Source organism: Pseudomonas sp. MDV22-iso1 (assembly GCF_058145095.1).
Genome location: NZ_JBYVMF010000018.1, coordinates 40,860 through 67,192, shown reverse-complemented (window position 1 = coordinate 67,192; position 26,333 = coordinate 40,860). Strand labels below are relative to the sequence as shown.

The following is a 26,333-nucleotide window of genomic DNA, read 5'->3' as shown; positions in this document are numbered from 1 at the left end:
TTGAAACGCAGCGGCTTATTCAGCCGTGGTGGGATCGATGATGTTCATCACCTGGGAGATGCGATTGGCCGGAAAGCCGCTCAGCCTGGCGTGTTCCCTGATCTGCTCTTCATCCGGCGCGATGTACACGCAATAGAGCTTGTCACCAGTGACATAACTCTGCTGCCACTGCACCTGCGGCAAGTCACGCAGGGTCCTGCAGGACTTTTGCGCAGCGGCTTTCAAATCCCGTTCCGACAGTGCTCCTGCGCCTGCAATCTCCCGTTCAATAACGAATTTTGGCATGACAACCTCTCATTCTTGTTTTGGGACAGGGTCTGACGCCCTGTGTGCAAACTATCGCGCTGACGGACGGCGCCGTCCTGCCCGATCGTCGGCCAGGCTTGTCCGATCGTCCGGAGAATTCGCATTGCGCGGTGAGGGGGCCACACTTAAACCACCCTTCGTGCATGGGCGCTTTAACGAGAAACTCACCATGGACGCCCTGTCCCAGACCCTGCGCGTCGTCCGCCTGGTCGGCGCGATTTTCATCAACGCCAGGTTCACCGCGCCTTGGTGCTATCAGTCGCCGAGCGCCGATACCGCTGCGCCCTTTCTTGAACCCAGTGCCGAGCGGGTGGTGATCTTCCACCTGATCACCGAAGGCGAGTGTTACGTCGAGCTCGGTGATGACCCACCGCTGCTGCTGACCGCAGGCGACGTGGTGGTTTTCCCCCAGGGCGATGCCCATCGCATGAGCTCCCGACCAGGCCTTCCACCCGCAAGTGGCGCGCGGCTGGATGCGGTCCTGGCGCGCCGCCCGCGGCAATTGAGTTACGGCGGAGGCGGCGCCGTCACGCGTCTGGTGTGTGGGTACCTGGCGTGCGATACGCGACTGGCGGGCATGCTGCTGACCGGGTTGCCGGCAGTGGTCAGGGTCAATGTGCGCGGCTCGAACGCCGGCATCTGGCTCGAATCCTCGGTTCGCTATGCGCTGGCAGAAGCCCGTTCGCCCAGGCCCGGCGGCGAAGGTGTGCTGGCGAAGCTGGCCGAAGTGTTGTTCATCGAAGTGCTGCGCCTGTACATGAACGAACATGGCGAAGGCCGCACCGGATGGCTGGCGGGGGTCAGTGACCGCATCGTCGGCGCAGCCCTGAATGCCTTGCACAAACGCCCCGCAGACGCCTGGACCCTGGAAGAGCTGGCGCGCACGGCCGGCACCTCAAGGTCGGTACTGGCCGAACGTTTTCAGCTACTGGTGGGCAGCTCGCCGATGCAGTACCTGACGCAATGGCGGATGTTGTTGGCGGCCAATCTGTTGAGCCGCAGCAATACCTCGCTGGCCCGTATCGCCGAAGAGGTGGGTTATCAGACGGACACCGCCTTCAGTCGAGCCTTCAGACGTGAGTTCGGATCGCCGCCAGCGGCGTGGCGCCGGTGCCAGGCTGCCGCGTTGCAGCAACGGCATTGAGTAACGAGAATTTCGCCAGCATTCGTGCCGAGAGTCGCTATCAACGATCTCCCGGGGATTGCCGCCAGTGGACTAATGCGCTGTGATGGGCCCACGACTCTGGAAAGGACTCACCCCGTGCAACCAACCCTTGACTGGCTCATCCACCACCCGCACCACAGCGACACCTACGCCGCCTGGATCCACCAGCAGTTCCACTATGAATACGCCGAGCAGCCCCTGCCCGACTGGCAACGGGAGTTTGCCGATGGCCAAGCAAATGGTGACTGGAATTGCCTGATCGCACTGGACAACGATCAACTGCTGGGCGGCGCGGCGCTGGCCAAGGCGGATCTCGCGCACCGGCCGGAGCTCGGGCCATGGCTCGCCTGCGTTTTCGTTACGCCTGAAGCGCGCGGCCAGGGATTGGCGGAAGGTTTGATCGAGGGCATTTGTGCGCAGGCAAAGGCGAATGGCGTGACGAGGATTTATCTGCACACCCAGGACAAGCGCGACTACTACGGCAAACGCGGGTGGACGGTGCTGGAAAGCTTTGAGGCATGGGAAAAACAACAATGGCTTATGGCGCGGGAGCTGTAAACACCGAACCCTGTAGGAGCTGCCGAAGGCTCGGGCCGCGTTCGGACGATCTTTTGATCTTTTTAACCTTTACCAAAGATCAAAAGATCGCAGCCTCGTTTCACTCGGCAGCTCCTACAGGGTTGCATATGCAGGGTTACTGGGCGGGTGCTTTTGCCTCTTGCAGCAACTGTTGAATCATCTGTTCCTGCGTCTCGTAGCGACCTTCACCAAAGTGGGTGTAGCGCACCTGGCCCTTGGCGTCGATCAGGTAGTGCGCCGGCCAGTACTGGTTGTCGAAGTTGCGCCAGATGGCGTAGTTGTTGTCGATCGCTACCGGGTAGGTGATGCCGAGTTTTTTTACCTGATCCCTGACATTGTCGATGATGCGTTCGAAGCCGTATTCAGGGGTGTGCACGCCGATCACCACCAGGCCATCCTTCTCGTATTTCTTCGCCCAGTCCTTCACGTACGGCAAGGTGTGCTGGCAGTTGATGCAGTCGTAGGTCCAGAAGTCCACCAGCACCACTTTGCCTTTCAAGGAGTCGGTGGTCAGTGCAGGCGAGTTGAGCCATTCCACTGCGCCGGAAAGCGATGGCATGGCGCCTTTGGCGTTGTCCATCGTCGCGTCGGCCTTGACCTTGCTGACGAAGTAATCGACAACCTTTGGCACCGTTTCCAGCACGCTTTTTTCGACGCTGGCGACACCTTCGGACGAGGTGCCCGCCAGCAATGTTTTGTCCGCGCCGGTGGAGATCACTGCGGCAGCGGCCAGCACGGCCACACCGGCACCTCGGCGTAGCCAGCCGGTGACTGGAATCGACGCTTTGAGGCGGTTAACCAGGCCGCGACCGGCGAAGATCAATGTTCCCAGCGACAAGGCGCTGCCCAAGCCGTAGGCCACCAGCAACAGACTGGTGCCGGCGTTGGCGCCTTGCAGCATGGCGCCGGTGAGAATCACGCCGAGTATCGGGCCGGCGCAGGGTGCCCACAGCAGGCCGGTCGCAACGCCGATCATGATCGAGCCCAGCGGTCCGGACATTTTTCGGGTGTTGGGGTCGAGACGGTTACCCAGCAGCACAAAAGGTCGGGCCAGCCATCCGCCGACGCGGGCGGAAATCAGCGACAGGGCGAACAGCGCCATCACCACGAGTGCCACCTGGCGACCGGTGTTGTTGGCCTGGATTACCCATTCGCTGCTGACCACCGCCAGGCTGGAGATCAGGGCGAAGGTCAGGACCATGCCGCCGAGGGTGAGCAGGATCGAGGAGCGTGTGCGTTCGACACCGGCAAACAGGAACGGCACGACCGGGAGGATGCAGGGGCTGAGGACGGTCAGAATGCCGCCCAGGAAAGCGATGAGGAACATGGGAGTCACCTTGGAACTGAGCGAGTCGGGTTAACACATTCCCCTGTGGGAGTGAGCCTGCTCGCGATTGCGCCGTGTCAGTCGACATCAACGTTGGCTGATAAGCCGCCATCGCGAGCAAGCTCGCTCCCACAGTGGTCGGTGTGGGCTGCATAAATGAGTCGGGCCTAAGCCATCTGGCTGTCCAGCAATTGCCCCTGAGGTGTCCGGCTCCCGCCGTTCTCCGCCACCATCTGGCCTTGCGGCGTACGGCTCGAACCATCTGCGGCCACCATCTGCCCTTGTGGCGTACGGCTCGAACCATCTGCGGCCAGCAAGGCGCTACCGCCCTTCTCCGCCACTGGCGTCAGTTGAAAGCAGGTGGCACTGCCACAGGTGTTTTGTTCAACCGACGCGTTGGCGTGAGCGGCCGCGCCGGCGACGGAAAAGGCGAATGCGGTCAAATAGCGGGTGACGTTGTTCATGGCGTTCTTCCTGTTGAAAAAGGGTAATGGGTGATCGCGAGACTCAGTTGTCTTCCTGGCAGCCGTCAGCAAATTTGCGGTAGTCCAGGACCTTGGTTTTGCCTTGAGAATCCAGGTAGGTCAGTTGGGCGTTGACGATCCCGCAGGAAGGCGTGGCGTCCTGCTTCATCGAGATCACTTTCTTGATGTCCAGGTGGGTGCCGTAGGTGTAAGTTTCAGGGGTGACATCAGTTTCGGCACGGGCCGACAGGGTGCAGATGTTCAGGGCGGCAAACAGGCAAGCGACGTAGATGGCTTTGGTGTTCATGGCGGTTTCCTCAAGGCTTCAATGGGTCAATCGTTCTATTGAGCCGAGGCGGTTTGGTTTGCCTCGATGGAACCCATTAAAAGCGCGTGAGGTATCCCCTCTGTGTCGAAAACCGGCGTGGATTAATCGCTACGTATCTGAACCGCCTCTTGATACACAGCGATACAAACCCCCTGAAAATCGGGATTTTTACGTCCGCGTGTATCCGTCCAAAGGCCAGATACACTGCAATACAAAGGGCAGAAGTCGCGCGCGCGAAGGCTCGATAGACTGCGCGATATTCCCTATTCACAGAGGCCTGGCCCCATGGAACACGTTGATCACATTCTGATCGTCGACGACGACCGCGAGATTCGCGAGCTGGTCGGCAACTACCTGAAGAAGAACGGCCTGCGCACCACCGTCGTCGCCGATGGCCGGCAGATGCGCTCGTTCCTCGAGTCCACGCCGGTGGACCTGATCGTGCTCGACATCATGATGCCGGGCGACGACGGCCTGACGCTGTGCCGCGAATTGCGCGCCGGTAAACACAAGGCCACTCCGGTGCTGATGCTCACCGCCCGCAACGATGAAACCGACCGCATCATTGGTCTGGAAATGGGCGCCGACGATTACCTGGTCAAACCGTTCGCCGCCCGTGAGTTGCTCGCGCGAATCAGCGCCGTGCTGCGCCGCACGCGAATGCTGCCGCCGAACCTGGTGGTGACTGAAAGTGGTCGCCTGCTGGCCTTCGGACGCTGGCGCCTGGACACCTCGGCCCGGCATCTGCTGGATGAGGACGGCACCATGGTCGCGCTCAGTGGCGCGGAGTACCGCTTGCTTCGGGTGTTCCTCGATCATCCCCAGCGCGTGCTCAACCGGGATCAATTGCTGAACCTGACCCAGGGTCGCGACGCCGACCTGTTCGACCGCTCCATCGACTTGCTGGTCAGCCGCTTGCGCCAGCGCCTGCTGGACGATGCCCGTGAACCGGCCTACATCAAGACTGTGCGCAGTGAAGGCTATGTGTTCTCCCTGCCGGTCGAAATCATCGGGGCGCCCGCATGAGCCTGTCGATGCGTTGGCCCCGCACCCTCGCCTCGCGACTCTCGCTGATCTTTCTGATCGGGTTGATCCTGGCGCAGGGGCTGTCTTTTGGTGCGCAGTACTACGAGCGTTATCAAACCGCGAAAACCACCATGCTCGGCAACCTGGAAACCGACGTGTCGACCTCCATCGCGATTCTCGACCGCCTGCCCGCCGACGAGCGTGCCAGCTGGTTGCAACAACTGAATCGGCGCAATTACCAATACCTGCTCAATGAAGGCTCGACGGGCGAACCGATGCACGACTCGCCGATGGCCATGACCTCGATCAAGGAAGCCATCGGCAAGGATTACCCGATGACTTACAGCGATATTCCCGGCCCGCAAAAACACTTTCAGGTGCACCTGAAGCTGGCGGATGGCAACCCGGTGACCATCGACGTGCGACCGGCGATGGTGCCGTTGTCGCCGTGGCTGCCGATGGTGCTGACGGGGCAACTGGCGCTGCTGATTTTGTGCACGTGGCTGGCCGTGAGGATCGCCATTCGTCCCCTCACCCGCCTCTCGGAAGCAGTCGAAACCCTCGACCCCAACGCTCGCCCGGTCCATCTGGACGAAAAAGGTCCGACCGAAGTTGCCCATGCCGCCAAGGCGTTCAACGCCATGCAGGCGCGCATCGCGGCTTATCTGAAAGAACGCATGCAGCTGCTGGCGGCCATTTCCCACGACCTGCAAACCCCGATCACGCGGATGAAATTGCGCGCCGAATTCATGGACGATTCCAGCGAGAAGGACAAGCTCTGGAACGACCTCGGCGAGATCGAGCATCTGGTGCGCGAAGGCGTCGCTTATGCGCGCAGCGTGCATGGCGCTACCGAAGAAATCTGCCGGACCAACCTGGATTCGTTCCTCGACAGCCTGGTGTTCGACTATCAGGACATGGGCAAGGACGTGTCACTGGACGGCAAAAGCGCTGCAGTGATCAACACCCGCCCCCACGCGCTGCGGCGGGTGCTGGTCAATCTGACGGACAACGCCCTGAAGTTTGCCGGTGCGGCGCAGCTGGAGGTGCAAGCGCAAGTGGATGGCAGCCTGTCGGTGAAAGTCATGGACCGGGGGCCGGGCATCGCCGAGGCAGAACTCGCCCACGTGCTGGAACCGTTCTACCGCGTGGAAAACTCGCGCAATCGCAGCACCGGTGGCACGGGCCTGGGCCTGGCGATTGCCCAGCAACTGGCGCTGGCATTGGGTGGGTCGCTGACCTTGAGTAATCGTGAAGGGGGTGGATTGTGTGCGGAGCTTCGGCTCCCGACGGGTCAGTGAACCTCACACCCCCTGTAGCAGCTGGCGAAGCTGTGGCGAGGGGATTTATCCCCGTTGGGTCGCGAAGCGGCCCCAAAATTTACGACTGCTACGCAGCCGAACGGGGCGGTGCGACGTTTCGCTAAATCCCCTCGCCACAAGGGTGTCAGCCCTGGGGTTTCGCATTACGCCCGCGAACAAACTCGTTGGCCTTGTACGTCAGCTGATCCAGATGTCGATCACGCTGTTTCTCCGCGTCAACCATCGCCCGCTTGCCGTGCAGTTGCAGCAGGTAGGTGTGGATCTGCCGCACCTCCAGCGAACTGTAGATCGGTCCCACATCCAGCAACCCCATCAACCCGTCACTGCTATGGTCACGGGTGTTCATCAGCACCTGGGTGCCGCGCACACCCACCACCTGAAAGCCCATGGACTCGAACCACGGCACTTTCGCCACGGCGCACGTCAGCTCGGCGTGCGGGTAACGGCCGACCATTTCGCGCAGCATCCGCCGGGCCACACCCTGGCGCCGATGGTTAGCGTGAACCGCCATGTAAGCCACGCCGCACGCCTCGGGATCGTCCTGGATCGGCAGGTACAACAGGAAGCCAATGACCTGTTGCGGATCGTCCTCGTCGGTGGCAACGAGTAACTCCACCGCAATCCCCTTCGCCCCGTTCAACGCCTCCAGGTACAGATGAACCTCAAAGCCGATCGCGTACTGGTAGACGTTGTACAGCAGGTTGCTGGGGGGGATGGCGATCATGCTGATGTCGGTCAGGTTGTCGACGACCATCTGCAGGATCTGACTGTTGAAGTGCTCGGGGCACGGGGTTTTGAAATGGGTGATCTGGGGCATTGTGGTGTTGACTCTGGGGCGGGCGTGTTCGCTGGGGGTGCCTATCATAACGCGCTGGGCGTGGGTGGTGGGTCAGCAGAGAATCTCAGCGGTATCGGATGGCCTCTTCGCGAGCAAGCCCGCTCCCACAGGGATCTGCGTCATACGGAAACCCCTGTGGGAGCGTAATGCTGTTCACTTAAGAAATTTCGAGCTGAATTGAAACCCGTGGCGAGGGAGCTTTCTCCCGCTGGCTGCGCAGCAGCCCCTCATTTGGGGCCGCTTCGCGACCCAGCGGGAGCAAGCTCCCTCGCCACAGTTACAGTCCGGGCTTAAGTGAACAGCATTACCTGTGGGAGCGAGCTTGCTCGCGATGGGGCCGCCCGTCACAACATCAGACCAGGGTGTCCAATCAAGTGCTTTGCTCGATTCATGAATCACACGCATAACTCTATAGCCGAAATACGCAAAACCTTCAGCCACTGAAGGTGTCACTCTTTCTTGTGAGCCTCGACGACGACAAACCTTAGGAATCGAACCAATGGACGACCGTGACCCGCATTCGATATCCAGACGCACGTTCCTGATTGTCGGCGCCGTATCGGCCACGGCACTCGCGCTCCCGCCCTTCATCTGCGCCGAGGCCAGCGCCGCCAACGCGGCGCGCCCGATCAAGTCGACGGTGTCCCTCACTGTCAATGGCCAGCTAAGAAAGCTCGACCTCGATACCCGCACCACATTGCTCGATACGTTACGCGAACACCTGCAACTGGCAGGCACCAAGAAAGGCTGCGATCACGGCCAGTGCGGCGCCTGTACGGTGATTGCCGATGGCCGGCGCATCAACTCCTGCCTGACGCTGGCGGTGATGCACGAAGGTTCGAACATCACCACCATCGAAGGCCTTGGCACCCCCGACAAACTGCACCCGATGCAGGCTGCTTTCATCAAGCACGACGGTTACCAGTGCGGGTACTGCACGCCTGGGCAGATCTGTTCGGCGGTCGCGGTACTGGGTGAAATTCGCGACGGTATACCCAGCCATGCCAGCCCGAGTCTCACGGATAAACCGCAACTGATCGCCAGTGAATTCCAGGAACGCATGAGCGGCAACATCTGCCGCTGCGGCGCGTACTCCAACATTATCGACGCGATCATCGAAGTCGCGGAGGCCAGCGCATGAGGCCCTTTACCTATCTACGCGCCAAGTCCCCCGCAGAAGCCGCCGCGCTGGCGGCACAAGTGGACGGTTCACGTTTCATCGCCGGCGGTACCAATCTGCTGGACCTGATGAAACTGGACATCGAAACACCCACGCACCTGATCGACGTCAACGGCCTGGCCCTCGACAAAATCGACGCCACGCCCGAAGGCGGATTGAGGATCGGCGCATTGGTCAGGAACACCGACCTCGCCGCCGACTCGCGGATCAGAAAGGACTACGGGCTGCTGTCCCGCGCCCTGCTCGCCGGCGCCTCCGGCCAATTGCGCAACATGGCGACCACCGCTGGCAACCTGTTGCAGCGCACCCGCTGCCCTTACTTCTATGACACCCACCAGGCGTGCAACAAACGCCAACCCGGCAGTGGCTGTGCCGCCATCGCAGGCTTCAGTCGCCCGCTCGGCATCATCGGTGTCAGTGAGGCCTGCATCGCCACGCACCCCAGCGACATGGCCGTGGCCATGCGCGCCCTCGATGCCCAGGTGGAAACCGTCCGCCCCGACGGCACCACCCGCGTCATCGCGATGGCCGACTTTCATCGGTTGCCCGGTAATACGCCCAACATCGAAACCTCACTGGCCGCCCACGAGCTGATTACGGCGGTCACGCTGCCGGCGCCACTGGGCGGCACGCACATTTATCAGAAGGTTCGTGACCGCGCGTCCTACGCCTTCGCGCTGGTGTCGGTCGGCGTAGTGATTCAAGCGGACGGTTCGGGGCGTGTCGCACTCGGCGGTGTCGCGCACAAGCCGTGGCGCGTGGAAGCGGCCGAATCGCTGATGTCCCAAGGCGCAAAAGCCGTCACCGATCAATTGCTCGCAGGCGCTACGCCCACCGAGCAAAATGCATTCAAGCTGACACTGGTCGAGCGCACGCTCGCCTCGGTGATGGCCCAAGCGAGGGCTCACGCATGAAATTCGATACCCCCGCCACCACCAATCCCATCGACCAGATGAACGTGGTCGGCAAGCCCACGACGCGCATCGAAGGTCCCTTGAAAACCACCGGCCAGGCGCCTTATGCCTACGAACACCACACCGCCGTGCCGAACCAGGCCTATGGTGTGGTGGTGGGCTCGGGCATCGCCAAGGGGCGCATCGCTTCGATGGATCTGGCCGACGCCCAGGCAGCGCCCGGTGTGATCGCCATCGTCACGGCAGACAACGCCGGCACACTCGGCCTCGGAAAATACAACACCGCCAGACTGCTCGCCGGCCCGGACATCCAGCACTACCACCAGGCCATCGCCCTGGTGGTCGCGGAAACCTTCGAACAGGCGCGAGCCGCTGCCGAACGGGTCAAGGTGGATTATGTGCGCGCCGAGGGCGCCTTCGATCTGGCCAGCACCCGCGCGTCGGGCGTGGAAGCCAAGGATCAGATGCCGGACGTCAGCCATGGGGATTTTGCCGGGGCGTTCGCTGCGGCGCCGGTGCAACTGGACCAGACCTACACCACCCCCGATCAGGCCCACGCCATGATGGAGCCGTTTGCGTCGATGGCGTTCTGGGAAGGCGACCAGCTCACGCTGTGGACGTCGAACCAGATGATCGACTGGTCCGTCACCGACCTGGCCACCACCCTGGGCGTGCCGAAGCAGAATGTGCGCTTGATATCGCCCTACATTGGTGGCGGATTTGGTGGAAAGCTGTTTATTCGCTCCGATGCAGTCCTCGCAGCCCTCGGCGCGCGCCTGTCCGGCAGGCCGGTGAAAGTCGCGCTGGCGCGTCCAATGATGTTCAACAATTCCACCCACCGGCCGGCGACCATTCAACGCATCCGCATCGGGGCCACCCCCGACGGCAAGATCACCGCCATGGGCCATGAAGGTTGGTCGGGCGACCTGCCCGGTGGCAAGGTCGAGCGGGCCGCGCAACCGAGCAAATTGTTGTATGCCGGTGAGAATCGGCTGGTGACGATGCGGCTCTCGACCCTGGACCTGCCCGAAGGCAATGCCATGCGCGCACCGGGCGAGACCCCCGGCCTGATGGCGCTGGAAATCGCCATGGACGAGATGGCGGAAAAGCTCAAGCTCGACCCCATCGAATTTCGCGTGCGCAATGACACGCAGGTCGACCCTACCAATCCCAAGCGCCCCTACTCCACCCGGCAGTTGATCGAATGTCTGCGCACCGGCGCGGCACGTTTTGGCTGGAGCAAACGCCATCCGCAACCGGGCACGCAACTAGAGGGGCGCTGGTTGATCGGCATGGGCGTCGGGGTCGCGTTTCGCAATAACAACCTGGTGAAATCGGGTGCGCGGGTGCGGCTGAACGATCAGGGCATCGTCACCGTGGAAACCGACATGACCGACATCGGCACCGGCAGCTACACGATCATCGGCCAGACGGCGGCGGAGATGATGGGTGTGCCGCTGGACAAGGTAGTCGTGCGCCTGGGGGACTCCAGCTTCCCGGTATCGGCGGGCTCGGGCGGCCAGTTCGGCGCCAACTGTTCGACGGCCGGTGTATACGCCGCGTGCGTGAAGCTTCGCGAGGCCGTTGCGCAGCGCCTCGACATGAACCCGGATGAAGCCGTGTTTGCCGGTGGCGAAGTACGCTTCGCCGGAAAAAGCGTGCCATTGGGCAGTGCCGCCCAGGCCAGCGAACTGGTGGCCGAAGACTCAATCGAATTTGCCGAACTGAGCAAGCAGTACCAGCAATCGACCTTCGGTGCGCACTTTGTCGAAGTCGCGGTCGACAGCGCCACCGGCGAAACCCGCGTGCGACGCATGTTGGCCGTGTGCGCCGCCGGGCGAATCCTCAACCCGACGTCCGCCCGCAGCCAGGTGATCGGCGCCATGACCATGGGCGTCGGCGCGGCGCTGATGGAGGAACTGGCCGTCGATAAACGCGCCGGTTTTTTCGTCAATCATGACCTGGCCGGCTACGAAGTACCGGTGCATGCCGACATCCCGCATCAGGAGGTGATTTTCCTCGATGAAGTGGACCCGATGTCGTCGCCGATGAAGGCCAAGGGTGTTGGGGAATTAGGATTGTGTGGAGTGAGCGCGGCGATTGCCAATGCGATCTACAACGCGACGGGGGCGCGTGTAAGGGAGTACCCGATCACGCTGGACAAGATTCTGGACAAGTTGCCGCCGATGATTTGAAGTTCGCACCAACCCCCCTGTGTGCGAGCCTGCTCGCGATGGCGGAGTGTCAGTCGCCATTGCTGTCGAGGTGATGACACATTTCAGGAAATGCTCCGCTGCCAGGCCGCCGTTGATTCGGCGGCCTGACAAGTCAGTTCTACCCCATGATTACCAGTCGTAGGTCATCTCGACCGCGGCCACCCGCTCCTGCCCGTAATAGCATCCGAACGAATAGTTGCAGTCCGAAACGTATTCGCGGTCGAACACGTTCTGCACATTCAGACTGGTGCGCAACCCGCGCAGGCTGGCGTCCAGTTTGCCCATGTCGTAGCTGACGGTAGTGTCGTAGACGACATAGGCCGGCACGTCGAACGAGTTGGCCGCATCACCCGGCTTGCGTCCGGTGTAACGAGCACCCGCGCCGAAAGTCAGGCCATTGAGCGTGGCCTGGGTGAAGTGGTAGTCCACCCACAACGAGGCAGACACCGGCGCTGTTGCTTCGCTGCGATTGTCCTGATCGCCATAGGTACTTTTGGTGTAGAACGAGTCGATATAGCTCGCGGCGGCAATGACGTCGATGTTGTCCAGGCTGGACTTGGCCTCCAGCTCGATACCGCGCGAACGCACTTCACCGTTCGGCGCCGAGTACTGCGGATACTCCGTGTCGCCGGTCAGCACGTTTTTCTGTTTGATCTGGAACACCGACGCAGTGATCAGCGTCTTGTCGAATGGCTGGTACTTCACCCCCACTTCGTACTGCTCGCCTTCGGTCGGCTCAAAGGCTTTTCCACCGCGTTCGGGTGCCGCGGTCCCCAGGTTCGGCAGGAAAGATTCGGAGTAGCTGACGTAGGGCGCCAAACCAAAATCGGTCAGGTAGGTCAGGCCAATGCGCCCCGTGAACTGGTTGTTTCGTTGTGAGGCAACGGTATGGGCAAGCAGGTCCTTGTTGTCGATTTCGGCCCAGTCCTGGCGACCGCCAACGGTCAGGATCCACTTGTCCAGTTTGATCTGGTCCTGCAGGTACCCACCGGTCTGGCGGATGGTGTTATCCCACTTGGTATCGAGCACCGGGGTCACGCTGCTGGTGTCGTAGTTGTTCTTGCCGTAGAGGTCGATGGGCAGCACGTTGTAGGCGTTGTATCCGTCGTACTTGCGACTGAAATGCCGATAGTCCACGCCCACCAGCGTGGTGTGTTCCAGGGCGCCAGTGTTGAATTTATATTCCAGGTTGTTATCGACGGTGTAGGCGATGTTGTGCTGCTTCCAGTTCAGCTTGACGCGGTTGGCCTGGGTTTCATCGGTTACGCCGGCGTCATCGGTGACGAAGCTGCGCAGGTAGAAGCCTTTGTAATCATCGCGCACATCGGTGTAACGCGCCGTGGAGCGGTACGTCAGATCGTCGGTCAGGTTATGGCTGAAGTCATAGCCGAAGATGTACTGATCACGCTTGTAGTCGTTGTAGCGCGAGTCGCCGGAGAAAAAATCCCGTTTGATTTTCTGGCCGGTGGGACCCCGGTCGAGGGAGCCGATCCTCGGCAGCGCCTGATAATCGGCGAGGCCGTCATCGCGCTGGATCTGCGCCAGCAAGGTCAGGGACGTGTCGTCGTTGGGTGTCCAGGTCAGGCTCGGCGCCAGCAGCATGCGTTCGGTGTTGGTATGGGCAACCTGCTCGTTGCCTTTTTTGCCGACGCCGACCACGCGATAGGTGAACTCTTTCTGATCGTCAATCGGACCACTGGTGTCGAATGCACCGTTGACCCTGTTGTAACTGCCCGCACCCAGCTTGACCTGACTGCGTTGTTCAGTGGTCGGACGCTTGGACACCAGGTTGATCAGGCCGCCCGGCTGGTTCTGTCCATACAGCACCGACGACGGGCCCTTGAGCACTTCGATGCGTTCCAGCGTGTACGGATCGATTTGCGGAGCACCGCCCAGGCTGCCGGCATAGGGAATGTAGGCGCCGTCAAAGTACAGCGGCGTCGGGGCAAAACCACGACTGGTGATTTCGTCGGCGATGGCGTTACGGTCTGTGAACCCGCCCGTGCTCAAGCCGGGCGTGTAGCGCAGGGCCTGGGTCAGGTTGCGCGCGCCTTGGACAGCAACCTGGTCGGCCGTGACCACGTTGATGGCCTGGGGAACTTCCAGGATCGGCGTATCGGTTTTGGTGCCGGTGGCGCTGCGGGTGGCGACGTAGCCGTCTACCGGTCCGTAGGCTGATTCGATCGCCCGACCGGTGATGCTGGTGGCGCCCAGTTGCAAAGCCGAGCCGTCGGCAATCGGCAACAGCGAATAGCTACCGTTGGCCTGACGCACGGCCTGCAACTTGCTGCCGGCGAGCAGTGTTTGCAAGCCCGCATCCAATGTGTAGTGCCCTCGCAGCCCTGCGGTTTTCTGGCCAGCGGCATGCGCTGGGTCGAACGACACCGTCACACCCGCCGTGGATGCGAACTGGGTCAGCGCCAGCCCCAGGGAACCGGCCGGAATATCAAAGGCTGTCTCGACATCGGTCTGTGCCCAAGCGGGCTGTGCCACCACCGCCATCCCCAACGGAACGATCAGCGCCATGCCGAGTAGCGCGGCGTGCACGGCCCGACTCAAGGGCTTGGTTAAATGTTGGGTAGCAACAGTGCGCGGTTGGGGATTGCGAGGGGTCATGCAGTTTCCTTTCGCCCGATGGCAGTAAATGGCGGCGTCTGTTGCGCCTCTATCTACAAAGTCGAACGAGAATGCAAATCAACAACCCCCTTCGAGAAATTATTTTGGATGGCGGCTCAAACAGGTTCGACACGGGTCCAGTAACGGCTGAAACGGCGGACGCGGACCGGCAGGGTCGTGGTCAGGTTTTCCAGAATGGTGTCGGTACTGCGCAGATGAAATGCACCGGAGATTCGCAGGTCGGCAATTGTGGGATCGCACCCCAGAAAGCCTGGACGATAGCGCTGCAATTCCTCGATGAACGCCCCCAGGCGCCAGTCGTTGATCACCAGCATGTCGCGGGTCCAGGCATCGGCCTGGGGGTTTGAGCGCTGCAACTGACCGACATCGTTCGTGCCGAAACTCAGCTGCTGACCCGCCGCCACGCGCACGGCCGGCCCCATCGCATGAGCACTACGCACCTCGACCGCATGCTCCTGAACACTGACCTGGGTGCGATCTGCCTGATACCGCACGACAAAACGGGTGCCCAACGCGCGAATGCTGCCTGATGCCGTGTGCACGATAAACGGCCGCGCCTGTTGATCCTGAGCGGTTTCAATCTGGATCTCGCCGCTGAGCAAGCGAATTTCCCGCAAGCGGTCGCTGTAGCGAATGTCCACGGCGGTCGCGGTATTGAGTTGCAACTGGCTGCCGTCATTGAGGCGAACCCGGCGACGCTCGCCAGTGCCAGTGCGTTGGTCCGCCATCAAGGTCGGCAATGGCGTGGTGTTCCACGCCAGCGTTCCGGCCCCGCCCGCCGCCAGCAGCATCGACAGCACCTTGAGCACATCGCGGCGCTTGGCGCGGGCACTGGTCAGTGTCGGACGCGCAATGCCCGGCGCGACCTGGCCGAGTTTGTCCTGTAGCCGCGCCAGCCGTTCCCAGGCTTGCGCATGGCGTGGGTCACACGCCAGCCAGCGACGGTGCGCCTCACGGGTGGCGTCGTCCGGCACCTCGCCACGCAGGTCGACATACCAGCGGGCAGCCGCCTCGAGCGTCGCGTGGTCCAGGGGTTGCGGATGGGCCACCGGTCAATCCTCGACCAGCAACAAGCAATGCGTCAGCGCACGCACCGCGTGTTTTTTCACCGTATTCACCGACACCTTCAGGCGCCGGCCGATTTCCACGTAGCTCAGGCCGTCGAGCTGCGCCAACAGGAAAATCTCACGGGTACGCCCACCGAGACCGTCGAGCAACCTGTCGATTTCGATCAGCGTTTCGATAATCAGGGTGCGGGTTTCAGGTGAGATGTCGATCGGCTCGGGGTTGAGCGCGAGGGTTTCCAGGTAGGCCTGTTCCAGCGCGCGACGACGGAACATATCGATCATCAGACTGCGCGCGACCGTGCTCAGGTAAGCGCGGGGCTCGCGCAATTCGGGCGTCTTGCGTTGCGTCATGACGCGAATGAACGTGTCCTGTGCCAGGTCCGCCGCGTTGTCGATGCAGCCGAGTCGTTGACGCAACCAGCCGCAAAGCCATGAGTGATGATTCTCGTAAAGCGTATGCACGGCGTGTTGGTGATTGAGATCGACGGAGGACATGGCGACGGCCCGGAGCAGAATTTATTTGATAATGACTCTCATTTTCGTCCAATGGGCTGTCGGTTGGCAAGATGGGACCTGCATCGATTTCACGACATACGTCCACGCAGAGCTTGCGCAAGGGCAAGCGACCCGCTCATCAATGCTCCGGCGCCACGACCCGAAACTTGATATCGATGTCTTTGGACACCACGGTGTCCGCCCACTCCCCTACGCCGATCCTGAAGTGGTCGCGCTTGAGCACAAACTCACCGTTGAACAGCCCGATGCCACTCTCGGGCTTCAGCTCAACCATCACCTGCACTTCGCGGGTCATGCCCCTCAACGTCAGATTGCCTTTCACGGCATAGCGGTTATCGCCCAGGTCAGTCACTTGGGTCGACTCGAAAATGCCTTGGGGAAAGTCAGCGGTGTTGAACCAGGCAGGCTTCTGCAATTCGGTATTGGCGTCTTCACTACCGGCGTCGATGCTGGCCATGTCGATGACCAGTTTGGTGTGCGCTGCGGCCAGGTTGGCGGTGTCGAAATCCAGGGTGGCTTCGAATTTGCCAAACGTGCCGTACACCTCGGAGCCCATCTGGTTGAACGTGAAACTGATCTGGCTCGCGGTGGGGTTTACGCGGGTGTATTCGGTGGCGCCGGCGAGCGGCGTAATGCCCAGCATCAGAGCCATTGCCCAGGCGGCGGAACGCGAGAAGCGAGAGATCATGTGATTCTCCGGCCGGGGCTCTGCTGACCGATTCAAGGCCGTGCAGATCAGCACGGCAACAGGTGGACTAAAGCAAAGAACGGCGGGTTATTCCACTCGAAGCGCAGACTTCCGACCACCTGTCGGGGGGCGTTTTGGGGGCCGCTTCGCTGCCCAGCGCGAGCAAGCTCGCTCGCCACAGATTTATCGACAGACCGGACTTACGCGTGCGGCCGCCGGCGCGAGCAAGCTCGCTCGCCACAGGTTTATCGACAGACCGGACTTACGCATGCGGCCGCCGGCGCGGGCAAGCTCGCTCGTCACAGGGTTGGTGGGAGGCCCGAACTACGCACGCGGCTGCCAGGCGCGTTGCAGCAGCCTGATCACCTCGGCATCCGGTGTCTGGGAAAAATCCATGTACCAATGGCCGATCGACGTGAACCACTCGGGGGTGATCGGGCAAATCAGTTCGTCTACTTCGCGGCGCAGCGCTTCGGCGGTCTCCACCGGCGCCACGGGCACAGCGACGACAATGCGCGACGGCGACTGCGTCCGCACCGCGTGGATCGCCGCCCTCATCGAGGCGCCGGTGGCCAGGCCATCGTCGATCAGGATCACGGCTTGATTCTTGAGTTGTACGGGTGCGCGCGTTCCCCGGTAAGCCTGCTCACGGCGCAGCAACTCCCGGGTTTCCCGAGCGACCACGGCCTCGAATGCCGCCCGGTCAATCGGGTGAAACTGCAAGGCATGATCGTTGAGAATCTGAATACCGCCGCTGGCAATGGCCCCCATGGCGAGCTCTGGCTGGGTCGGCACCCCGAGCTTGCGCACCAGCATCAGGTCGAGGCGAAGGTTGAGGGCCGTGGCCACCTCGTACGCAACCGGAACACCGCCTCGGGGTAAGGCGAGGACGAGGACATCGGGCCTGTCCGCGTAATGGCGCAGCGGTTCTGTCAGGCGTCTGCCGGCCGCTGCCCGGTCCTGCAAAATGAGTGGCGATGAGGGACTCACTTGAACACCTCCCCAGGCGATCACGCCTGTCGGTTCACCTCATGAGGTCACTCTGGATTGTCGATCCGAAAGGCGTCGACATCAACCTCAGCGCTACACCAGTCGTTCAATCTTGCGATGCTTCCAGACGAAGGTGTAGTAGGTCGTCTGCAACGCCAGCATCCCCAGATACGCCACTGGAAACGCCATCCACACCCCTTGCAAACCGAACTGCGCATCGAGCAGATACGCCACCGGCAACTGCACCAGCAGCACGCACACAATCGAAATCGCCATCGGCACCAGCACCGTACCGCTGGCGCGCATGATGCCGCCGATGATCGCCTGGAAGCCGAACACCAACAGGCTCCAGAGCATGATGTGCAGCAAGTGCTCGGCCATCACCTGGGTCGCATCTTCGGTGAGGAACAAGCCCAGCAACCAGTGCGATAACAGATAACCCAGCAGCACCAAACCACCGGTCAGGCACACGTTGATCCAGAGCCCGGTGCGCAGGATCGGCCCCAGGCGTTCAACGCGCCCTGCCCCGATGGCCTGAGCGCCGAGGATCGATGCGGTGATCGCAATCGACAAGGCCGGAAACTGCACGTAATTGACGATCTGCGTCACCGCCCCATACGCCGCCGTCGCCTGGGAACCGTGCTGATTCACCAACGCCAGAATCACCAGTTCCGACAGCGACAGCACCACCATCTGCAAGCCCGTCGGCAGGCCGATGCGCAGCACCTTGCCGAGAATCACCCGATCCAGGCGCATCGCCGCAAACATCTCCCGGTCCGGAGCCAAAGGATGCCCCCTGGAAATCAACCGCCACGCCAACCAGCCCATCGCCGCCAGGTTACCCGCCAACCCCGCATAGGCCGCACTCTGAATCCCCATCGGCGGCAACCCCAACCACCCGCGAATCAGCGCCGGCGTCAGCGCCAACCCGATACAGGTCGATACCAGCAAGGCCACCAACGGCGACAACGTATCGCTCACCCCACGCAGCAACTGGGTGAACAGCACGTAGACCAACAGCGAGGGCATGATCCACATCATCACGTGGGCGTAGGCCACGGCATCGTCCAGCACGTCCACCGGCGTGCCCAAACCCTGCAAGGCCGGTCGCGCAAACACACTGCCAAGCACCGCAGCGGTCAGGCCGATCATGGCACCCAGCAACAGCGTGGTGCCGGCGATGGCTTTGACCATGTGCAGCTCGCGCGCGCCCCAGGCCTGCCCGATCAGCACGCTCGCGCCGGCGCCAAGGCCGATGACCAGGGCGATGAAGAAGAAGACGATGGGGAACATGCCCGACACCGCGGCGAGCGCCTGGGTACCGAGCATTTGGCCGATGTAGATGCTGTTGATCGTGCCCGACATGGATTGCAGGAAATTGGAGAGCACCATGGGGGCGAGGAAAAGGAGGTAGGTTTTCCAGAGAGGCTGGGTTTGCATTGGATGGGAGGTCCGTCTCGACTGCGAGGTGGTGGGTTCTGAAGGATAGCCTCTGGGCTGGGGGCAATGGAAACTAACGCAGTTGATGCCAATGCCAATCGGCCAAGCCACAGAAATCCGGCTCAGGACACAGGCATTGAGCTTTTCAGGCGCTCAACGGTAGACGTCGGGGTTCGAAAGTTTTCCAGCACCAGCACGCTCCCGTTCGACAGCTGCCACTTGAAGAAATCCGAAAAATCCTCTTTCTCCAATGCGCGAATGACCTTCGCCACGAAGCCATGGGCGACCAGCACGACGGTGTCTGTCGAATGCCGGGCAGCCAGTTCAATGAGGCCGTCTCTGACGCGGCTCACGACTTCGGCAATCGACTCACCCCCTGTCGGTGCGGCATCCCACTGACGGGTGATGTTCTGCGACCACAATTGCGGGTACTGGTCTCGGGCTTCGGTCTGGGTCAACCCTTCGAAAACCCCAACGTTGCGTTCCGCGAAGCAGTCCAGGGTCTGCAGCGGGATGTTCAGGCCTGCGCTCAGGATCTCGGCTGTTTGTTGGGCCCTGAGACGGGGGGACACGACGATGGCATCGATGGTTTCGGGCAATTGAGTCGTGAGTGCCTGGGCTTGTTGCCGGCCCCGTTCGGTGAGTGGCGCATCGAGCGTGCCGAGGTAGCGCTTCTCGATGTTGGCCAGGGTTTCTCCGTGGCGTATGACGTGTAAATGCATGAAATCCATCTCGGGTTGTCAGGGGGTGGATGGTATCAACGGAAAGCTGGGTGGTAGCTGTAACAGATCAAAAGATCGCAGCCTCGTTCCACTCGACAGCTCCTACAGGGGTGTGAGCAGTTCGGATGACCATTGCTGGCATCGATAGTTACCATCACTCCAATGAAGTTCTCATAAAAATTCCGGGGCGTAAAATCGCATCCATACCAACCAATAACACCCCGGAGCACACCATCATGAAACGCCAGACCCTCCTCAGCATCGCTTTTTCGGTTTTCGCAGTGAATGCTTTTGCCGCCACTTCAACTCAGCCGGTTGTCGCTGAAGGTGGTTCGGATCGCCTGATCGAACGCCGTGTAGCCGAAGGTGGTTCCGATCGTCTGATTGAACGCCGTGTAGCCGAAGGTGGTTCCGATCGTCTGATCGAACGCCGTGTGGCTGAAGGTGGTTCGGATCGTTTGATCGAACGCCGTGTGGCCGAAGGTGGTTCGGATCGTCTGATCGAACGCCGCGTTGCTGAAGGTGGTTCGGATCGTCTGATCGAACGCCGTGTAGCCGAAGGTGGTTCGGATCGTCTGATCGAACGCCGCGTGGCTGAAGGTGGTTCGGATCGTCTGATTGAACGCCGCGTGGCTGAAGGTGGTTCGGATCGTCTGATCGAAAGCCGCGCCGTATGATGTACCGCTCTACGTCAGCACTCAACGAGAAGCCCGGCCTTATCAGCCGGGCTTTTTTGTGGGTGAAACATTCAATCGCCACTTAATGCCGCGGCCGCAGCTGTGATACATAACAGTTGAGTCGTAAATTCTGCGCTTAAGAGGTTTTTGCCAATGCTCCTCTGCCCTTCCTTTTCGAAGCTTGTAACCGGTGTCGTTGCCGGTTTTTTTGTGTGTGCTGCCCACGCCCATACGCTCCCTCCAGCACCTGCCAGTTTGCAACCGCTGCTGGTGACGATGAACGAGCGACTGAACCTCGCTGACCTCGTCGCGCTGAGCAAATGGGACACTCACCTGCCGACTCAGGACAGTGCGCGGGAGGCGCAGGTCATTGCCAACGCCAGAAAGCAGGCGACTGACCGCAAGCTGGACCCGGATGAAGTCGCGGAATTGATTGCCGCGCAGATTGAAGCCAGCAAGCTGGTTCAGTACGGGTTGCTCGCCCACTGGCAAGCGGCCGGCAAAGCGCCTGATACGCCAAGGCCCGACCTTGCCAAACAGATCAGGCCCCAACTGGATGAGTTGCAAAAAAGACTATTGCAGCACTACGCGGCCTTCGCGCCTTATCGCAAAGACCCGAGCTGCGCAGACTGGCTGGCAAAGGCACGGTCGGGGCTGATCAAGGATACGTTGCACGGTCAGGCGCTGATTCGTGCGACGGGGGATTTGTGTATTACGGATCAGTGATGAGTTTCGCACCCATTGTTGAGACAACACTTAACCTGTAGCCGCTGGCGAAGCCTGCGTCCGGCTGTGGTGTGGCGAGGGGATTTATCCCCGTTGGGTCGCGCAGCGGCCCCCAAATCTTTACGACTGCTGCGCAGCCGAACGGGGATAAATCCCCTCGCCACACCACAGCCGGACGCAGGCTTCGCCAGCGGCTACAAGGGACGAGTTTCGCTGGAGATCTTTTGACCTTCGCTCGTCAAATCACTTGCCCTGAAACGACTGCAGGTACGCCATCACATCCTCGACTTTCTCCGGATCGCTGAGTCCCCAGAAAATCATACGGGTCCCCGGGACCACTTTCTTGGGGGCTTCGAGGTAGGCGGCGAGTGTTTCGGGGGTCCAGACGATGCCGGCTGATTTCATCGCGTCCGAGTACTGATAGTCCGTTGTACTGCCGGACTGGCGTCCGAAGATGTTGTTGAGCTGCGGACCAAAGGACGCTCGCGCGGACTCGCCGACCTGGTGGCAGCCGCCGCATATCCGGTTAAAGAGCTTTTGCCCTGCCTCAGCATCGCCGGCCGCCTGTGCCTGCACGGTGATCAGTCCTGCGCCGAGCATCAAGGCGAGTACAGCGGTGTTCTTCATTTTCACTCCAAATCAGCCAAACATGACACTGAACCTGTGGCGAGCAGACGCGCGCCTCGCCACAGGTTACTCATCGCTCGCCGTTTCTGCTAACTGACTCGCTCGCGAAGGTGTCACTCGATCAACCTTTTATGCCCACCCAGGTGAAGCACAACGGCAACTGCGCCTTTTGCTGCTGATACCGGTCATACAGCTCTTCGCGGTTGGAGTGCGGGTATTCCTTGAAGTGACTGATGCGCAACCCGGCATCAAGGGCGCCGCTGAACATGGCGCCCAGTGTGTGCACGAACCAGTACGACGCAGGTGCCTGCTGTTCGACCTTGCCTTCGTAGACGATGGGCTGGTTTTGCACGAAGGGTTCGCTGCGAAAGTACGAACTGTCCGGGCGGTACGGATCATTTGCTTCGGGGTCGAACATTTCCAGGAACGGGTGGGTTTCGTAGATCACCAACGCGCCACCGGGTTTGAGGATCTGCGCGACATGGCGGAAGAATTCAGCGATGTCCGGCATCCAGTTCAAAACCCCGATCGTGATCAGCGCCAAGTCGAATTGTTCGTGAAGTTCGGTGGGCAGGTGATGGATGTCGGCTTCGATGAACGTCGCGCAATGGGGCGAACGGGCGGCGAGTTCCCGCGCCTGATCGAGAAAGGCTTGCGACTGATCGATACCGACAACGCTGCGGGCACCCAATGCGAAGAGTGAGAGGCTTTCCCGGCCATTGTTGCAGCCCACTTGCACGGCGTCTTTGCCGGCCACGCCGACGTGTTCCAACACCCCGCGCAAGGTGTCGTCGATGCAGCTGAAATCGCTGTGCGTGACAGCCTCGAGCAATGCCGGCCATTCAGGGGAATCCTTGTGATGACGGGCAGAGTCGTTCCACGCATCGCGGTTGCTGGCGATGGCTGTTTCGTTGGTCAGCATTTCCATTGCAGGCTCCAGAACTCGGGTCTCGATTGAAGGCCACGAGTGTAGGTGAGCGTTCTGGAAATACCCATTCGGGTTTGTAGGAATGTTGTAAAGGGTGGGCTGCACATCACTGCTGCCGGGAGGAACGCGTGCTGTGCAGGAGCTGGTAGGAGCTGTCGAGTGAAACGAGGCTGCGATCTTTTGATCTTGTCTTTTAAAAAGCAAGATCAAAAGATCGCAGGCTCGTTTCACTCGGCAGCTCCTACAGGGGATCGCGTGCGCTCAAGCTCGGAGTCGCTGCCTACCAGCTATAGTTAATGACCTTGGGGAAACGCAGCAAAACCGGTTACGCAGGTGCAGCCATGAAAACAAGCAAACTGACGTTTACGTTAGCGTTCTGCCTCATCACCGCCCAGGGCGTTCAGGCCGATGACAGTCTGATGCAAACCGACACCTCCAACAGTGAGCTTCACTACTACGGCGCGGACCAGCCTTTCGCTCACCCCTCCCCGCCATCTATAAGCACGATACCGCCGGGGGCCTACATCCCGGCGTCACCGCAAACCTTCATCCCGATTTCCAGCCAGCACACGTTCTCCGACTCGCGCCTGCCGACGATCGCCGACGCCACCGTTCGCGTGTTCATCCGCTCCTACGACCCGGAACGCGGTGTCTACGTGAACGAAGAAGTCCAGGACCCCACCTGCCTGCTCGCCTGCCGCAGCCGGGGACCGTCGTTGTGACCTGACTACCATTGGCGTTTGTCCGGGCGCGAGAGGCCGAGTTTTTCGATCCGGTAGCGCAGCATGTCACGGCTCAGGCCCAGCAATCGTGCGGACTTGGTCACGTTCCAGTCGGTTTTGTCGAGCATCTTGCGCACCATGTCGCGCTCCACTTCCGGCAGGTTCATCGATTCGGTGCCGTTGTAGGTCGGACGCGGCTCGAAGTGCTGAGGCTCCTGCAACACGGGCGGGTCGTCCACCAGGCTCAGGCACACGTTCAGTTGATGCGCGGCAATGGTGTCGCTCTGGGCCAGCAGCACGGTCTGCTCGAGCATGTTGCGCAACTCGCGCACGTTGCCCGGCCAGCTGTAGCTCAGCAGCAGCTCTTCGGCCTGGTCGCTGAAATGCAGGTTCGGCTTGCCATAGCGTTTACCGTGGGCGGCCAGGAAGTGCCGGGCCAGCAACAGGATGTCTTCGCCACGGGCATACAGACGCGGCACCTTGATCGAGATGATCCGCAGCCGAAAAAACAGGTCGCGACGAAACTTGCCCTGCTGGACCATCTGTTCAAGGTTGCAATTGGTGGCGCTGATCACCCGCAGGTCGACCTTGCGCTCCTTGACCGAACCAACCCGGCGGATGGTCCGGTCTTCCAGCAGCTTGAGCAGCTTGGCTTGCAGCAGCAGGTCCATCTCGCCCACTTCATCGAGAAACAAGGTCCCGCCATCGGCGGCTTCCACCAGCCCGACGCGACGGTCCTTGGCGTCGGTGAACGCGCCCTTCTCATGGCCGAACAGTTCGGATTCCACGAGGTTGGACGGAATCGACGCGCAGTTGAACTCAATGAACGGCCCTTTGCTGCGCGGCCCGTCGAAATGCAGCGCCCGCGCCACCAGTTCTTTACCGGTACCCGTCTCGCCTTCCACCAACACGGGCGGCAGGTCGGTATTGGCCATGCGCCGCTCGGCGTCGAGCAATTGCGCGATGGTGCCTTTGAGGTATTGCATGGGTGCCGATTCGCCGATCAAGGCCTGCACGCCAGACTTCTGCGCTTCGCGCTCTTGATAGAACGACAGTGTGCGTTCCATGCGGTCAGTCGCCAGGGCCTTGTCCAACAGCAACTTGAGTTCCGGCAAGGCCACCGGTTTGGTGACGTAATGGAACGCCCCTTCTTTCATCGCCACCACGGCGTCTTCGACGTTGCCGTAGCCGGTCATCATGATCACTTTCAGGTCCGGCGCGCTGACGCGCAGCTTCTGGATCAGGTCGTGACCGCTCATGCCCGGCAAGGAGTTGTCGGTCAGCACCACGTCCGGCGCGAACGTGCGCAATTGCTCCAGTGCATCTTCGGCCGAGTGGCAAACCGTCACCTCGAAGTCCTTGCGCTCCAGGTAGGTCTGAATATTCTCGGCGAGAAGTTCGTCATCCTCGACCAGCAGTATGCTGTGTTCCATATTCCCCTCCCGTTGCTACTTTAAAGTTGAGACAGACGCGAGTTCCCTCCTGCTCTCGACTGGTCAGTTCGACCGAGCCATCGAAACGCTCCATTATTCTTTTGACCAACGCCAGGCCCACCCCCAACCCACCTTGTTTGGTGGTGAAGAACGGCTTGAAGACCATTTGTTGCTGCTGCGCAGTCATGCCCTTGCCGGTATCGCTCAATGTCATGCTCAGGTACCCGGCCTGGGCTGCATCGAATTCGATGGTCAACACGCCCCCCTTGGGCATGGCTTCCAGGGCATTGGCAAACAGGCTATTGAGAATTTGCGTGAGCAGCACGCGCTGGCTGACGATCGGTTCGACCGCCAAAGGCGTGAAGCGCACTTCGACGTTAGAACGCTTGATCAGCGCATCAAAGGCGCTGAGCGTATCGTCGACGGCGAGCATCAAGTCCACCGCTTCGGAGTCGTCATTGGCCGGTCGCAGGGACACCAGCAACTCACGCACCCAGCGGGACATGCGATCGACCTGACTGATGATGTCGCCAATGTTCTTTTGTGCACTCTGGCTGGCAATTTCCTGGGCCAGTTCGGCACTGGAGCGGATGTTCGCCAACGGGTTGCGCAAACTGTGAGCCACCGCCGAGGACATCTCGCCCAAGGCGACGAAGGTTTCATTGGCGATCAATTGGGTTTGCTGGCTCTGCAGCAATGTGGCCGCCCGCCGCACGATCCAGAACAACCCCAGATAAATCACTGCGCCGCCCAGTGCGGTCGCCAGCCAGATCGCCTTGAAGCCGCGCTGGATACGGGCCACCAGGTCCACCGGTTCCTTGTAGATTTCCACCATGGCGATGACTTTGCTTTTGTCGGCATTGAACATCGGGATGTAGTTTTCGATGAACAGATATTCGGGCTCGCGCAACAGTCGCTGTTCAGGACGCTCGTCATCAATCTCGTGGTAGCTGGTGGACACCGCCTCCTTCATTTCAAAGGATTTGTCGAGCTCATCGTCGTCTTCAATGCGCACACCGATCAGCTCAGGGTTGGTCGACCACACCACCGTGCGATCGAGGGCGTACACGGTCGCCAACAGAATGTCCGGCAGATGCTCCACGTGGTCGAGAAACTCGATGCGCGCATTCGCTCGAGTCCCGGGGTCGACGTCGGGATAAGCATTGTCATCGCGCGGGTCGAGCATTTCGCCCATGGTCCGGTTGGGGTTGATCGACGCGTGACGGATTTCCGCCGCACCGATGGCCTGGATGAATTGCGCGGTCAGCATGGAGTCGCGCTCGATACTCTCCTGGACCACAAACCGCGTGGAAATGAAACCCAATCCCAACGCCACGACCGTGATGATCAAAAAACTGCCGACGGAAAACCAGCGCAGCAGATTGAACTGGATGGGCCAGCCCTTACGCTCTGCGGCCGGTACCGGCGCAGGTAGTTGTTGTTCTGATCTCGGCATGGGCGTATTCCGCTTTGCTTCTACAGCGGTATTTCAAGT

At 60.8% G+C, this 26,333-nt stretch carries 26 protein-coding genes; 10 read left to right on the top strand and 16 right to left on the bottom strand.

Going from position 1 to position 26,333, the window contains the following annotated elements; genetic code table 11:
- Window positions 1–15: 15 nt before the first annotated feature.
- Window positions 16–285, bottom strand: a complete 270-nt coding sequence (locus AC3ZVB_RS20015; protein WP_162439517.1) for a DUF4242 domain-containing protein — start codon at window positions 283–285, stop codon at window positions 16–18.
- A 190-nt stretch (window positions 286–475) separates the two neighbouring features.
- Here AC3ZVB_RS20015 and AC3ZVB_RS20010 point away from each other — a divergent pair, with 190 nt between their 5' ends.
- On the top strand, window positions 476–1,450 hold the full coding sequence (locus tag AC3ZVB_RS20010; protein WP_162439516.1) for an AraC family transcriptional regulator: 975 nt from the start codon (window positions 476–478) through the stop codon (window positions 1,448–1,450).
- Between the two features lie 117 nt (window positions 1,451–1,567).
- Window positions 1,568–2,029: a GNAT family N-acetyltransferase gene (locus tag AC3ZVB_RS20005; protein WP_490147525.1), complete on the top strand. Its 462-nt coding sequence runs from the start codon at window positions 1,568–1,570 to the stop codon at window positions 2,027–2,029.
- A gap of 136 nt (window positions 2,030–2,165) precedes the next feature.
- Here AC3ZVB_RS20005 and AC3ZVB_RS20000 read toward each other — a convergent pair whose 3' ends face one another.
- The 3 genes from AC3ZVB_RS20000 to AC3ZVB_RS19990 all read right to left on the bottom strand — a co-directional run bounded on the left by AC3ZVB_RS20000 (window position 2,166) and on the right by AC3ZVB_RS19990 (window position 4,148).
- Window positions 2,166–3,377, bottom strand: coding sequence for a cytochrome c biogenesis protein DipZ (locus AC3ZVB_RS20000; RefSeq protein ID WP_490147524.1), 1,212 nt, complete (start codon window positions 3,375–3,377; stop codon window positions 2,166–2,168).
- Between the two features lie 167 nt (window positions 3,378–3,544).
- On the bottom strand, window positions 3,545–3,841 hold the full coding sequence (locus tag AC3ZVB_RS19995; RefSeq protein WP_490147523.1) for a hypothetical protein: 297 nt from the start codon (window positions 3,839–3,841) through the stop codon (window positions 3,545–3,547).
- Window positions 3,842–3,884: 43 nt separating this feature from the next.
- Entirely contained in the window at window positions 3,885–4,148 is a 264-nt protein-coding gene (locus tag AC3ZVB_RS19990) for a DUF2790 domain-containing protein (RefSeq protein ID WP_490147522.1), read from the bottom strand.
- A 306-nt stretch (window positions 4,149–4,454) separates the two neighbouring features.
- On the opposite strand from AC3ZVB_RS19990, the gene AC3ZVB_RS19985 reads away from it, so the two are divergent.
- Both AC3ZVB_RS19985 and AC3ZVB_RS19980 read left to right on the top strand, forming a co-directional pair.
- Window positions 4,455–5,195 carry a response regulator gene (locus tag AC3ZVB_RS19985; protein ID WP_162439511.1) on the top strand — a complete coding sequence of 247 codons (741 nt, stop codon included), beginning with the start codon at window positions 4,455–4,457 and terminating at the stop codon, window positions 5,193–5,195.
- Window positions 5,192–6,496 (top strand): ATP-binding protein, encoded by a 1,305-nt coding sequence (locus AC3ZVB_RS19980; RefSeq protein ID WP_490147521.1) that lies wholly within the window; start codon window positions 5,192–5,194, stop codon window positions 6,494–6,496. The genes AC3ZVB_RS19985 and AC3ZVB_RS19980 overlap by 4 nt, the downstream gene beginning before the upstream one ends.
- A 145-nt stretch (window positions 6,497–6,641) precedes the next feature.
- Here AC3ZVB_RS19980 and AC3ZVB_RS19975 read toward each other — a convergent pair whose 3' ends face one another.
- A complete protein-coding gene (locus tag AC3ZVB_RS19975; protein ID WP_490147520.1) occupies window positions 6,642–7,334 on the bottom strand; it encodes a GNAT family N-acetyltransferase in 693 nt (230 codons plus the stop codon).
- Window positions 7,335–7,854: 520 nt separating this feature from the next.
- Here AC3ZVB_RS19975 and paoA point away from each other — a divergent pair.
- Genes paoA through paoC form a run of 3 tightly spaced genes read left to right on the top strand, consistent with a single transcriptional unit; the run spans window position 7,855 to window position 11,644 of the window.
- Window positions 7,855–8,496, top strand: coding sequence for an aldehyde dehydrogenase iron-sulfur subunit PaoA (gene paoA, locus AC3ZVB_RS19970; RefSeq protein WP_490147519.1), 642 nt, complete (start codon window positions 7,855–7,857; stop codon window positions 8,494–8,496).
- Window positions 8,493–9,449 carry an FAD binding domain-containing protein gene (locus AC3ZVB_RS19965; protein WP_490147518.1) on the top strand — a complete coding sequence of 319 codons (957 nt, stop codon included), beginning with the start codon at window positions 8,493–8,495 and terminating at the stop codon, window positions 9,447–9,449. Before paoA ends, AC3ZVB_RS19965 begins: the two co-directional genes overlap by 4 nt.
- Complete coding sequence (gene paoC / locus AC3ZVB_RS19960) at window positions 9,446–11,644, top strand: aldehyde oxidoreductase molybdenum-binding subunit PaoC (protein ID WP_490147517.1); 2,199 nt, start codon at window positions 9,446–9,448, stop codon at window positions 11,642–11,644. Before AC3ZVB_RS19965 ends, paoC begins: the two co-directional genes overlap by 4 nt.
- Window positions 11,645–11,794: 150 nt before the next feature.
- Here paoC and AC3ZVB_RS19955 read toward each other — a convergent pair whose 3' ends face one another.
- The 7 genes from AC3ZVB_RS19955 to AC3ZVB_RS19925 all read right to left on the bottom strand — a co-directional run bounded on the left by AC3ZVB_RS19955 (window position 11,795) and on the right by AC3ZVB_RS19925 (window position 19,725).
- A complete protein-coding gene (locus AC3ZVB_RS19955; RefSeq protein ID WP_490147516.1) occupies window positions 11,795–14,281 on the bottom strand; it encodes a TonB-dependent siderophore receptor in 2,487 nt (828 codons plus the stop codon).
- 116 nt (window positions 14,282–14,397) lie between these two features.
- Window positions 14,398–15,351: a FecR domain-containing protein gene (locus AC3ZVB_RS19950; protein WP_490147515.1), complete on the bottom strand. Its 954-nt coding sequence runs from the start codon at window positions 15,349–15,351 to the stop codon at window positions 14,398–14,400.
- A gap of 3 nt (window positions 15,352–15,354) precedes the next feature.
- Window positions 15,355–15,864, bottom strand: a complete 510-nt coding sequence (locus tag AC3ZVB_RS19945; protein WP_490147514.1) for a sigma-70 family RNA polymerase sigma factor — start codon at window positions 15,862–15,864, stop codon at window positions 15,355–15,357.
- A gap of 139 nt (window positions 15,865–16,003) precedes the next feature.
- A complete protein-coding gene (locus tag AC3ZVB_RS19940; protein ID WP_490147513.1) occupies window positions 16,004–16,573 on the bottom strand; it encodes a YceI family protein in 570 nt (189 codons plus the stop codon).
- Between the two features lie 324 nt (window positions 16,574–16,897).
- The gene (locus AC3ZVB_RS19935; protein ID WP_490147512.1) at window positions 16,898–17,563 is read right to left on the bottom strand and encodes a phosphoribosyltransferase; all 666 of its coding nucleotides are present in this window, start codon (window positions 17,561–17,563) and stop codon (window positions 16,898–16,900) included.
- A 93-nt stretch (window positions 17,564–17,656) separates the two neighbouring features.
- A complete protein-coding gene (locus tag AC3ZVB_RS19930) occupies window positions 17,657–19,003 on the bottom strand; it encodes an MATE family efflux transporter (RefSeq protein ID WP_490147511.1) in 1,347 nt (448 codons plus the stop codon).
- 122 nt (window positions 19,004–19,125) lie between these two features.
- Window positions 19,126–19,725 carry a histidine phosphatase family protein gene (locus AC3ZVB_RS19925; protein WP_490147510.1) on the bottom strand — a complete coding sequence of 200 codons (600 nt, stop codon included), beginning with the start codon at window positions 19,723–19,725 and terminating at the stop codon, window positions 19,126–19,128.
- A 236-nt stretch (window positions 19,726–19,961) separates the two neighbouring features.
- Here AC3ZVB_RS19925 and AC3ZVB_RS19920 point away from each other — a divergent pair, with 236 nt between their 5' ends.
- Both AC3ZVB_RS19920 and AC3ZVB_RS19915 read left to right on the top strand, forming a co-directional pair.
- Entirely contained in the window at window positions 19,962–20,402 is a 441-nt protein-coding gene (locus AC3ZVB_RS19920; RefSeq protein ID WP_490147509.1) for a phage infection protein, read from the top strand.
- 153 nt (window positions 20,403–20,555) lie between these two features.
- On the top strand, window positions 20,556–21,128 hold the full coding sequence (locus AC3ZVB_RS19915; RefSeq protein ID WP_490147508.1) for a chorismate mutase: 573 nt from the start codon (window positions 20,556–20,558) through the stop codon (window positions 21,126–21,128).
- Between the two features lie 243 nt (window positions 21,129–21,371).
- Here the strand turns inward: AC3ZVB_RS19915 and AC3ZVB_RS19910 are convergent, their stop codons facing one another.
- Both AC3ZVB_RS19910 and AC3ZVB_RS19905 read right to left on the bottom strand, forming a co-directional pair.
- Window positions 21,372–21,755 (bottom strand): c-type cytochrome, encoded by a 384-nt coding sequence (locus AC3ZVB_RS19910; RefSeq protein ID WP_490147507.1) that lies wholly within the window; start codon window positions 21,753–21,755, stop codon window positions 21,372–21,374.
- Between the two features lie 121 nt (window positions 21,756–21,876).
- On the bottom strand, window positions 21,877–22,683 hold the full coding sequence (locus tag AC3ZVB_RS19905; RefSeq protein ID WP_490147506.1) for a class I SAM-dependent methyltransferase: 807 nt from the start codon (window positions 22,681–22,683) through the stop codon (window positions 21,877–21,879).
- A 341-nt stretch (window positions 22,684–23,024) separates the two neighbouring features.
- Between AC3ZVB_RS19905 and AC3ZVB_RS19900 the strand changes: the two genes are divergently transcribed.
- A complete protein-coding gene (locus AC3ZVB_RS19900; RefSeq protein WP_194693495.1) occupies window positions 23,025–23,405 on the top strand; it encodes a hypothetical protein in 381 nt (126 codons plus the stop codon).
- A gap of 5 nt (window positions 23,406–23,410) precedes the next feature.
- Here the strand turns inward: AC3ZVB_RS19900 and AC3ZVB_RS19895 are convergent, their stop codons facing one another.
- Both AC3ZVB_RS19895 and AC3ZVB_RS19890 read right to left on the bottom strand, forming a co-directional pair.
- Entirely contained in the window at window positions 23,411–24,838 is a 1,428-nt protein-coding gene (locus AC3ZVB_RS19895) for a sigma-54-dependent transcriptional regulator (protein ID WP_490147505.1), read from the bottom strand.
- Window positions 24,807–26,294, bottom strand: a complete 1,488-nt coding sequence (locus tag AC3ZVB_RS19890) for a sensor histidine kinase (RefSeq protein ID WP_162439497.1) — start codon at window positions 26,292–26,294, stop codon at window positions 24,807–24,809. The genes AC3ZVB_RS19895 and AC3ZVB_RS19890 overlap by 32 nt, the downstream gene beginning before the upstream one ends.
- Window positions 26,295–26,333 lie beyond the last annotated feature (39 nt).